The 9,840-nt window shown below is 61.8% G+C and carries 10 protein-coding genes; 3 read left to right on the top strand and 7 right to left on the bottom strand.

The features are described from left to right. Positions 1 to 1,057: 1,057 nt before the first annotated feature. The 4 genes from BGN91_RS09195 to BGN91_RS09180 form a co-directional block, all read right to left on the bottom strand. Positions 1,058 to 1,273, bottom strand: coding sequence for a hypothetical protein (locus BGN91_RS09195; protein WP_292612471.1), 216 nt, complete (start codon positions 1,271 to 1,273; stop codon positions 1,058 to 1,060). Positions 1,274 to 1,365: 92 nt separating this feature from the next. Then, positions 1,366 to 1,716 carry a hypothetical protein gene (locus BGN91_RS09190; RefSeq protein ID WP_292612469.1) on the bottom strand — a complete coding sequence of 117 codons (351 nt, stop codon included), beginning with the start codon at positions 1,714 to 1,716 and terminating at the stop codon, positions 1,366 to 1,368. Positions 1,717 to 2,229: 513 nt separating this feature from the next. Next, positions 2,230 to 2,895: a phosphatase PAP2 family protein gene (locus BGN91_RS09185; protein ID WP_292612467.1), complete on the bottom strand. Its 666-nt coding sequence runs from the start codon at positions 2,893 to 2,895 to the stop codon at positions 2,230 to 2,232. 473 nt (positions 2,896 to 3,368) lie between these two features. After that, the gene (locus BGN91_RS09180; protein ID WP_292612466.1) at positions 3,369 to 3,731 is read right to left on the bottom strand and encodes a hypothetical protein; all 363 of its coding nucleotides are present in this window, start codon (positions 3,729 to 3,731) and stop codon (positions 3,369 to 3,371) included. Between the two features lie 804 nt (positions 3,732 to 4,535). Between BGN91_RS09180 and BGN91_RS09175 the strand changes: the two genes are divergently transcribed. The 3 genes from BGN91_RS09175 (at position 4,536) to BGN91_RS09165 (ending at position 6,878) form a co-directional block, all read left to right on the top strand. Beyond that, positions 4,536 to 4,838 (top strand): hypothetical protein, encoded by a 303-nt coding sequence (locus BGN91_RS09175; RefSeq protein WP_292612473.1) that lies wholly within the window; start codon positions 4,536 to 4,538, stop codon positions 4,836 to 4,838. Between the two features lie 216 nt (positions 4,839 to 5,054). Next, complete coding sequence (locus tag BGN91_RS09170; RefSeq protein WP_292612465.1) at positions 5,055 to 6,083, top strand: PrsW family glutamic-type intramembrane protease; 1,029 nt, start codon at positions 5,055 to 5,057, stop codon at positions 6,081 to 6,083. Positions 6,084 to 6,299: 216 nt separating this feature from the next. After that, the gene (locus BGN91_RS09165) at positions 6,300 to 6,878 is read left to right on the top strand and encodes an HdeD family acid-resistance protein (RefSeq protein ID WP_292612464.1); all 579 of its coding nucleotides are present in this window, start codon (positions 6,300 to 6,302) and stop codon (positions 6,876 to 6,878) included. 293 nt (positions 6,879 to 7,171) lie between these two features. On the opposite strand, the gene BGN91_RS09160 is transcribed toward BGN91_RS09165, so the two are convergent. The 3 genes from BGN91_RS09160 to epmA form a co-directional block, all read right to left on the bottom strand. Further along, positions 7,172 to 7,432 carry a hypothetical protein gene (locus BGN91_RS09160; RefSeq protein WP_292612463.1) on the bottom strand — a complete coding sequence of 87 codons (261 nt, stop codon included), beginning with the start codon at positions 7,430 to 7,432 and terminating at the stop codon, positions 7,172 to 7,174. Between the two features lie 163 nt (positions 7,433 to 7,595). After that, positions 7,596 to 8,696, bottom strand: coding sequence for a lysine-2,3-aminomutase-like protein (locus BGN91_RS09155; RefSeq protein WP_292612461.1), 1,101 nt, complete (start codon positions 8,694 to 8,696; stop codon positions 7,596 to 7,598). Next, entirely contained in the window at positions 8,693 to 9,736 is a 1,044-nt protein-coding gene (gene epmA / locus BGN91_RS09150; RefSeq protein WP_292612459.1) for an EF-P lysine aminoacylase EpmA, read from the bottom strand. Before epmA ends, BGN91_RS09155 begins: the two co-directional genes overlap by 4 nt. Positions 9,737 to 9,840 lie beyond the last annotated feature (104 nt).

Raw genomic sequence — 9,840 nt, 5'->3', positions numbered from 1 at the left:
GCTTGTGATTAATTTGTTGACCGAGCGTCGCTAGAAGGCGCGGCTTGATGGTGGCGAGTGCGGCGCCGATGATGGCGTGGCCCGTTAAGCTTTGGCCGCTCCATGAGCGGGAGGCATACCGCCTGGCGCAAGGTGGAGTAATCCATCAGGTGCTTCGACTTGCAGGACCGATTACAGGCGGCATCGATCTCGTGCATTGCGGCGACCGTGATGACAGTCTCCAGCGAAGACATCCTTCGTTGCAGGGCCGTGGAGTAGGAAAGTTCATCAGGGTGCGAACCGCAAGTCTCGGACACGATGCATGCAGCCAGGAAGTCTCGGTGCAGCCATTGGCAATCGCTTTCGATAAAACGTGTGGCTTCAGTGCTTGGCACCACGGTCTGCGCGAAGCTCAGGCTCGAGCTTAGCACGAGGCCGGTCAACGCCGCGCCCACGACTAGTCGCCCTCTCGCGATGGCTCTTCGACCACCCAGCATCTTTGCTCATGCTCCCACTGCGCATACACACCGCACGGGATGATGCCACAGGCTGGGGGCGTGAAGCTATAGGTTCGCTCATATCGCTCACCGTCATCGCCTCAGGCATCAGCGTGCAGCGATGATGATGGTCGATAGGCCACTATCCGTTAGCCCGGAGCGTTTTCTCAACGCACCCAGCCGCCCAGGGCCTTTCCGTTTCTGATGGAGTCAGAAGCGAGGCTCCCTGATTTTGTTTCGCCTAGCGACGGCGTTTCGGCAGGACCCAGTTCAGGAGGGTCCGCGCTCCCAAGAACAGCAGAACCCCAACAAATACGAGTGTGAACAGGATCGAAATCATGATGCATGGTCCGTATCAGAGAAGATTGTAGATCACGCGACCTGCCCGGCGCAAAACACCCTGCTTCGGCCAAAGGCGAGGTGATTATTTCCCTCCGGCTTCTTCGCAAGGCCGTGCGCGACAGGCGCGGAGTAATCCTCTTTACAGGGGCAACGTCCTCCTGCAATCCGCCTATGCATGACCCGGCTGAACCGCCTCTTCCGCGCGTTATCTCTTCATCGCGACCGGCTTGCCGATCGGCCTATTTCCGCGGCCGCTTGGCCAGCTTGTAGGACCACCACGTCGTTGCATGATTCCAGCTCTTGATGAGCGTGTTGCAGACTTCACAGTCCTGATGGTTCGTATCCTTGAACGGGCTGGTATAGACCGTCACCTTATAGACGGCCCCGCACCCGGGACAGGTATATTCACCACCATCGCGGGTTCGCACGCCGGGTTTGGGACTTTTCAAGGCCATAAGGGCGAGTAGCGCCCTTTGGCCCAACCCGCAAGTCGCTTCGTGCGTTTCTTCGCTCCTTAAAGCATTCTTTTTGCTTCAAGCGATGCTCGTCACGATATCCTCACCGCGCCCGTGGTTGCCCTCGGCGCGTTTTCATGGTGAGATTTGCCTCGTCTGGGGAGGAGGTTCACTATGCTTCCGAAGCTAGTCAGCGCCGCCGCGATCGCCGCCACCTGTTTCGCAGTCGCATGGCCGATCAGTGCATCCGCCGATATCTCCGTCACCAATGCCAGCATACGACGCGGGGATTTGGTGATCGAGGGACGAATCCGGCGCACGGGCGACCCCAACGTCGAAATCAAGATCAGCCCGGCCAAGACGGTGAAAGTCCAGAGCGCGGCGACGGGGGCGTTCAAATGGATGGGCCCAGAGTTTCCAACGACCTGCACCGTGACGATCACCTCCGGGTCCGAGACCCGCGACGCGGTGATCCAAAACTGCGGACCTGCCGGCCCGCCGGGCCCTGAAGGCCCCCCCGGACCCGCCGGATCAGCGGGGCCTGCCGGTCCTGCCGGCTCAACCGGTCCGGCCGGACCACCGGGACCTCCCGGTCCAGCCGGACTCGCTGGTCCTCCGGGACCTGTGGGACCCGCGGGTCCATCAGGATCTCCGCCGGCACCCAGGGCGAACTAGAGCGTTTTCGAGCGAAGTGGATACCGGTTCGCGTGAAGAAAACGCGTCCAATCAAAATCATAGAGCCCGCTTCTGATTCCACTAGAAGCGGAAAGGCGCTAGTGTCCCGATTCCGAAGTTCGCATACCCTTGCAGCAACGTTTGATGCGAACTTCTGAACCACCACACTAGCAAGAACCGCCCTCGCCTTCGAACCTGTGAGCCAGGATTGGCGTTCGCGTCGCTTCACGCCTTGAGGCGCGCGCGCGCTATCGAGCTTCGTTCATCTGTTGGCCGCGATGCTATGCGTGAAGCAGCCGTGCAAACACCTTTCCGAGAGCCTGCAAGCTCGGAAACAGGTCGAACGCTTCCGCCAGAAAAATGAACAGCAGCGCGTGAACGATATACATGCGGCCGTCGAGCCACCTGAACGCGTATTCAAACAAACGCTTCGGGTATGGAAGGCTTGCAAACGTGAAAACGATCGCCGGTCCAAGAACAAGCGCGCCGATGATGTCGCTTGGATAGTGCAGCCCCACAATAACCCTGGGAATCGCGACGATCACCGCGACCCAGGCGAAGCAGAATAATCCGATCCAGCGCTTCTCTACGAGAACGACGGCGGCCAGGCTGAAGAACAGGGTCGCTGTGTCGCTCGGAAACGAATTCGTCCGGTCCCACGGTGTCCGCGGTATGATGGTGTCCAGGGGAATCGCCAGATCCAGAATTGGGCGTATGTGGACCGCGGTGTGAAACTGCGACCAAACCGAAAGCATCGTCGCCACGCAGACCGCCATCAGGCCGGCCAGCATTCGGGCTCGCCGCTCCGGCTGCTCGCTGGAGAACCACAGGGCGACAATGGAAAAGAACAATGGAAATCCCCTGAACAGCGAATTGTTCGCGAGGTCCCACAGATCCTGATTTCGTCCACCGATCGAATTGAGTGTATGCAGAATCTCCTTATCCATACTTATAATTGTCGCCGCCAATGAACTCATTGCATCAACCGGAAATGAAGGTCGGAAATAACCACAAATTTGCGCGGCCTTGCTATACGTGCAAACCGCCGCCGGTCAATCAAACAATGATGTAGCGTTTTCGAGCAAAGCATGCCCTCGAACTCGATCCGAGGCAGCGATTCACCGGCATTGGAAAAGACCGCAATCCACGTGCATCGCGTTATCGCGGTCCGGATGAGAAGAAGCGTCACCCGGAACGGCCACGCAAACCATCTCGGCGAGTGCAGAATGGGATTTCTGCCCGGCGAAGCGGATCGGCAACTGAACCTGTCCTCCCGCTTTTTGCTTTCGCCGGTCAGGTTCGAGCGGGCGCACGGCGCGGCGCCAAACATGCCGGCCCGCGACGCGGCGTTCGCGAAGTCCGAAGCCGATGGTTGTGATGAGCGGCGGAGATGGCAGCAGGAGGGCGATGGTGCCGGCGTCTATTGCCGGGTCGCATCCGCCATATTGGACGAGGAATGAACGACCGAATCCGAGGCCGCGGAAGGCTCGTTCCGCTTCTTCTGGATTTCCCTGAATACGATCAAGGCCGGCAGGAGGAGAGCGAACAGAAGTCCGGCAATCACGATCCCAAGAAGAACGACGTTCAGCGCCGACCAGACTCCCAACACCACGTGCATCAAGGTCGTCAGAATCAGGACCACCTCGTCATACACCATGGTCGGAAAGCCCAACTGGTACATCACCATTGCCGTCAATATTGACAGAACTATCGCCGGCAACACCACCGCCATCAACTTGAGGCTCATTACCGAGAGTACCTGCTCCTTGATGTCCGACAGCATTGCATACGCCTCCCGCTACTCAACTCCTTGGAATCGTATCGTTGAGAGACACGCCACACAAGGGGCTCGCCGCCGGGTGCTTAACGGGCGTTTTCCAGCAAGGCACGTTCTTAAGGCTGACCCCGGGATGGGTGCCGCTTCGCAAATAAAACCCGTCAAATCAAAATCATAGAGCCCCTACTTCCAATTCGGTCAGAGCCGAAAGGTCCGGCGGCGAACACACCGGGCCGCCATGCGGGCAAGTGCCGGTCCCTTCTCGCGAGGCGCAGCGGCGGCCCCTCCCCGCGATCCCGGGCGCGAATGGCCGGCGCGAAACAAAAGGGTCGCGGATTCCGAAAGGAAGGAAAATGGAGGCATTCCGGCAAAATGCCGCGCTATCCACCAGAGCGGATAGCGCGGCAGTCCTGGGGAACAAGTCCGGACCGAAGTCCGGCTGTTTAACCGGCTTTCGCCGGTTGCGGACGGCCGGTGAGGCCGAATCCCTTTCGTAATATCTTCTTATATATAGCGTAAAATCTCCCGATCGCATAGCCGGATTTGGAGCAATTCCAGATATTTCGGAGCCGATCGATAGCCGGCGAGAACGTCCGGCGCCTTCCGATTTGAGTTGCCGGAGGCGCGCGCGGCGAGAACCGGGCTGCCCCGCCACGAACGATCATTTACCTTTGATTAACCAGAATCCGGCGACGCTTGTGGCCAGCCTGCGTCTCTCATTCTGCTGCACCGGATCAGCGGATGAGTAACGCTTCGGCTCTCTCGTTCTTCATCGCGGCTCGAAGGACAGCCGGCAAGAGTGAGGTTTCGATGGCGGACAACGACAGCACAATCGCCTGGCATCGCGCCCAGTTGAAAAAACATCGCGAAGTTCTGCGCAACATGGAGGTTCGCCGTTTCCGTTATGGCGAGATCGCAGAGCCCCGGGCGCGCGCCGAGAAGCTACGCCTGACGGCCGACTTGCAGCGTAAGATCACCGCCTCCGAGCGGGTCATCGGCGCCTATGAGAAGCGAACCCGCCGCCCGCTGACGACCGACTATCGCAGCCTCGCCAGCGTTCATTGGGGCACCTGGAACAGCGCCCCCTGCAACGGGGAACCTGCGCGCGGCTGAAAAGCCAAGCGGCAAAGTCTGCTGATATTTGAAACGGGGCGCTTCGTGCGTGCTAGAATTTCGCCGCTCGTGAGGTCGGCTGGCTGTCGCCCGCTCAAACCCCTGCGGCTGACTGCTGCGGCGAGACCCAAGGGATCGGAAACACCGGCATCCACCGTGGCGACATGGTTTGCGGAATTGCATATAAGCCTTTGAGACCGTTTATTTTCGGGTGACATGAACCTGCTCGAAACCCTTCCCACCGTCATGGGCGCAGCCGCCATTGCCCCTGCGCTGCTGCTGCTTTGGCTGGTGATCGCGGCGGACGAGCGCCCGGGACCGCCCGCCATGGTCTGGGCCGCGTTCGTGCTCGGCGCAGCCAGCGTATCGCTGCTCGGATTAACCCGCGCGCCCTTTGCACCGCTGCTGAACGTGACGGAGCCGCCGTGGCTTGCGTTGATCCTGCACTCGCTTTTTGCGATCGCCGCGCCCGAAGAATTGGTGAAGATCGCCGCCATTGCCGTGGTCGCCGCGATGCGCCGCAAGCCAGCCGATCCCATGGATGCGGTGGTGTACGGCGCCGCCGCGGGGCTCGGCTTTGCGGCCTACGAAAACCTCGCCTACCTGATGCAGCACGCCGACATCTGGCGTTCCCTCGCGGTGCTGCGCAGCGTGCTCACCGTTCCCTTCCACGGCGCGCTGGGCATTATTGCCGGTGCCTACATCGCCATCGCGCGCTCGGGCACCGCGCTCGGCGCGCACCGCCACGCTCGCGACTGGGCCCGCATCCGCAACCGCGTGGCGATCTTCGCAATACCCATCGCGCTGCATGCGAGTTTCGACGCGCCGCTGCTCGCGCTGCAACAGAATCCCGATCTGAGCGGACCCGGCGCGCTCGTGCTGGAAGGCGCCGCCATGCTGGTCGGATTCGGCGCCATCCTGTTCGCGGCCTATCTGGTTCGTCGCGTCGGCGCGCACCACGCTCCTCGCACCGAGACCTCGCGCGAGCGCCTGCGCCACCTGCGCAGCATGTGGGCGCTGCTGGTCGGCGGCGGCGGCGTAAGTTTTCTCGGCGCGGCTTTCATCCTGTCATCGATCCATCGATGGATGACCAATGCGGACAAGCACGTCGCCGCCTATCTCGTCCCCGTGGGAATGGTTGCGATCCTGATCGGGACCGTCCTCCTGCTCATGACCTCCGCCGTCTATGTGCGCGGACGCAACCGCCTGCGACTGGCAGGAACGAGTCCCGCCGATCCAGGCTGACCACAGCAGGATAAGGAAAAGCACGTGGCGGCTTTCCGCCCGCATCCTGCGTCTCAAGATACCGGACTCGATCACGTTCATGATTTTGGATCGATCCAAATCATCGTGATGGGGCTTTACCGCGGCGAACCGCTTTTTTTGTCACTTTTTGAGCCGTCGTGCGTTAAACTACGACCCGAAGGATGCGCGGTTTTCGTTTTCATGGAGCCCCCGCCGATGACAACCCCTTCCCAAGATTTCGAACGTCTTCAGTTGAAAGTCAGCACCGAAGTCCGCGAGCATTGGAAGGCCTTCCTGTTCGAGGGCATTCTGCTGGCGGTCCTCGGGCTTGCCGCGATCGTCGTACCCACGCTCGCAAGCCTTGCCGTCACGATCTTCCTCGGCTGGCTGTTTCTCATTGGCGGCATCGGCGGCCTGATGATTACGTTCTGGGCGCCGCGGATACCCGGTTTCTGGTGGTCGCTTCTCTCCGCCGCGCTCGCGCTGCTCGTCGGCGTCCTGCTGGTGATACAACCCGTCCGGGGCATGCTGACGCTGACCATCGTGGTCGGCGCCTACTTCCTCGCCGAGGGAGCCGTCACCATCATGTACGCACTCGAGCATCGCCGCGAAATCTCGCAGCGATGGGGCTGGTTGCTGACCGCAGGATTGATGGACATCATCGTCGCCTTCGTCATCATCGTCGGGCTGCCGGGCACGGCGGCATGGGCCATCGGATTGCTGGTCGGCCTCAACATGATGTTCGGCGGCGCCACGCTGATCGGAATGGCGCTCGCGGCTCGCAACAAGAGCTAGCAGGCTGTTGAAAAATCTCTGTCGTCATTCCGGACGCCGCGCAAGCGGCGGTCCGGAATCCAGAAATACGAAGAAATCAGTGTGGCTGGATTTCGGGTTCGCACCTTCGTTGCGCCCCGGAATGACGGTTGAAGACCTTTTCAACAGCCTGCTAGAGCATTTCCGGAAGTTTTTCACCGCTTCACGGAAACGGCGATTTGACGCGTTTCTTCACGCGAACCGGATTCCACTTCGCTCGAAAACGGTATGGAGCCCCGCTTCTGATTCCATCAGAGGCGGGAAGGCCCCAGCGGTCAGCAGCCCCGGCAGATGCTCTTGATCTTGCGGTCGAGCGCGGCATCCGCCGGATCGACCTTCGGCCTCTCGGCCTCCCTGGTCTCCGGAGGAAGGTCGCTCAGGCGCGGCTGACGGTGACCGACCGGCGCGTTGTTGAGGTAAGGCGATGATTGGGTTGCGGACGGATCATATGATCCGTCTTTTGTTCCCTGTTGCGCCACTGCCGCCGACGCTCCGATCAAAGCCAAAGAAACCGCGATCGCAAAGGTCTTGCTCATTTCGCTGCTCCAACGTCCGCTCTTGGTATTTTCGGGAACGTTCCGGAATTCCCAACGTTCCGCGACTTGCGCAAGCACGCCGCCGGCTTGGACCGTCGAGCGCATGATCCGCCAAGGTGCGAGCGATGTGGCGAAAAGGTCATGCGCATTCTCAGATCTCACACTAAGGCACCGGCGGATAGAGGTGAATGCCACCGCAATAGTCCACGATACGATAGCGCGATTCCGGCGGATGTTCACCTTTTCCGGAGGTTAAATCTGAATGCGACAGATAGTCCGGTCCCACCGGCGATTTGCCGTATCCGCCTGGAATATCGAGAACATAATCCGGCTGGCACAGTCCCGACACACGGCCGCGCAATGCGCGCATCAAGGCCTGGCCCTGTTCCAGCGTGGTCCGCAGATGCGCCGTGCCGGGCGCCAGATCGCCGTGATGCAGATAGTAGGGCTTGATGCGGCATTCGACGAAGGCGCGCATCAAGGCCTCCAGCGTCGCGGCCTCGTCGTTGACGCCGCGCAGCAACACCGACTGGCTGACCATGGGAATACCGGCATCGACGATCCGCGCGCAGGCTGATCGCGCCGCAGGCGTCAGTTCGCGCGGATGATTGGCATGCAGCGCCAGCCAGGTGGTGGCGCCCGCAACCTTCAGGGCCGCCACCATCTCGTCGATGACGCGCGCGGGATCGGCCACCGGCACGCGAGTATGAATACGTATGATTTTGACATGATCGATCGCGGCGAGTTCAGTCATGATCTCGGCCAGCCGCCGCGGCGACAGCATCAAGGGGTCGCCGCCGGTCAGGATCACTTCCCAGATTTCCGGATGCGAGCGGATGTAATCGAGTGCGGCCGCGGTCGCGGATTTCGACAGCGCGGCTTCCTTGGCGGGGCCGACCATCTCGCGACGGAAACAGAACCGGCAATAGACCGCGCAGACATGGACGAGCTTGAGCAGCACCCGATCCGGATAGCGGTGGACGATGCCATCCACGGGCGAATGCGCATGATCGCCGATCGGGTCGGCGCGCTCGCCCGCTTGCGCCGCAAGTTCGTCGGCGCTCGGCACGTATTGCCGCGCGATCGGATCGTCGGGATCGGCCGGATCGATCAGGCCGGCGACGTGCGGCGTGATCGCAATCGCATAGCGCGCGGCGACCCGTGTGAGATCCGGGAGAGCCGCAGCCGGCGCGAGGCCGTGGGCGACGAGATCCTCCGGCTGCCGCAATGTCGAAACCACGCTCTCGCCACTCCTTCCGCTCATGCATCCTCCGCGGGCGGCGTCCACACCACCTGATCGATCCTTGAGGCGCCGCTCGCCAGCATCACCAGCCGGTCAAAGCCGAGCGCCACCCCGCTCGCGTCCGGCATCGAGTCGACCGCCGCGAGAAAATCCTCGTCCAGCGGATAACGCTCGCCGTAGCGGCTTTGCTTCTCGTCCATCGCGCGCATGAAACGCGTGCGCTGTTCGGCGGCGTCGGTCAATTCGCCAAACCCGTTGGCGAGTTCGACGCCGCAGGCATAGACCTCGAAACGCTCGGCGACGCGCGGGTCCGATGCCTTGGGGCGCGCCAGCGCGGCTTCCGGCGTGGGGTATTCGAACAGGACGGTCAACCGTCCCTGCCCGAGACGGGGCTCGATGTGCTCGACCAGCACCTTGCTGAAAATATCCGACCAGGTGTCGTCGTCCGCGATCCGAACCCTGCCCAGCGCCGCTTCCGCCAGCGCGGCGCGATCGCCCTCGCCGCCGGCCACGGTTTTCAGGAGATCGATCCCGGCAAAGCGATCGAACGCGGCGGCGACCGTCAGCCGCTCCGGCTCCGCCAGCGGATCAGCATGCCGGCCGCGAAACGAGAACGCGCCGATGCCGGTGGCCTCGGCGGCGCGAGCGATCACAGTTAGGCTGTCAGCCATGACCGTGTCATAGGACGTCCCCGCGCGATACCACTCCAGCATGGTGAACTCGGCGAGATGCAGGTCGCCGCGTTCGCGGTCCCGGAACACCCGCGCGAATTCGACGATGTTCTGTTCACCGGCCGCCAGCAGTTTCTTGCAGGCGAATTCCGGCGAAGTGCGCAGGTAGCGCGTGATCTGCTCGCCGGCCGGCGTCGTCAGCGCCGTGCGCGGCGCATGAAGGTGGGTTTCGTTGCCGGGCGACACCTGCAAAACGCCGGTTTCGACCTCGACGAACTCCTGCGCAGCGAACCAGGCCCGCAGCGCCTTGGTCACGGCACAGCGCGCCCGCAGAAACGGCCCCCGGTCCGCATGCCTGGCCTGGTCCCACCAGGGAGAAATCCGATTCATCCATCCTCAGCAATCGACCGGAATCGGCCGCAAAACACTGGCGCCGACGGGCCAAATCAGTATGTTGCGGCCCGAAACCGTCTCAACGGCCGCAGGACGCCCCT

Origin of the sequence: Nitrobacter sp. 62-13, from assembly GCF_001896955.1 — a bacterium.
Taxonomy (GTDB): domain Bacteria; phylum Pseudomonadota; class Alphaproteobacteria; order Rhizobiales; family Xanthobacteraceae; genus Nitrobacter.
This window is presented reverse-complemented; position numbering and strand designations above follow the sequence as displayed.

Excerpts from the sequence above, each read along its gene's own strand:
- BGN91_RS09180 (WP_292612466.1), bottom strand. The coding sequence starts at position 3,731 with ATGCTGTCGGACATCAAGGAGCAGGTACTCTCGGTAATGAGCCTCAAG.
- BGN91_RS09170 (WP_292612465.1), top strand. The coding sequence starts at position 5,055 with ATGAACCTGCTCGAAACCCTTCCCACCGTCATGGGCGCAGCCGCCATT.
- BGN91_RS09160 (WP_292612463.1), bottom strand. The coding sequence starts at position 7,432 with ATGAGCAAGACCTTTGCGATCGCGGTTTCTTTGGCTTTGATCGGAGCG.
- BGN91_RS09165 (WP_292612464.1), top strand. The coding sequence starts at position 6,300 with ATGACAACCCCTTCCCAAGATTTCGAACGTCTTCAGTTGAAAGTCAGC.
- BGN91_RS09155 (WP_292612461.1), bottom strand. The coding sequence starts at position 8,696 with ATGAGCGGAAGGAGTGGCGAGAGCGTGGTTTCGACATTGCGGCAGCCG.
- BGN91_RS09185 (WP_292612467.1), bottom strand. The coding sequence starts at position 2,895 with ATGGATAAGGAGATTCTGCATACACTCAATTCGATCGGTGGACGAAAT.
- epmA (WP_292612459.1), bottom strand. The coding sequence starts at position 9,736 with ATGAATCGGATTTCTCCCTGGTGGGACCAGGCCAGGCATGCGGACCGG.
- BGN91_RS09195 (WP_292612471.1), bottom strand. The coding sequence starts at position 1,273 with ATGGCCTTGAAAAGTCCCAAACCCGGCGTGCGAACCCGCGATGGTGGT.
- BGN91_RS09175 (WP_292612473.1), top strand. The coding sequence starts at position 4,536 with ATGGCGGACAACGACAGCACAATCGCCTGGCATCGCGCCCAGTTGAAA.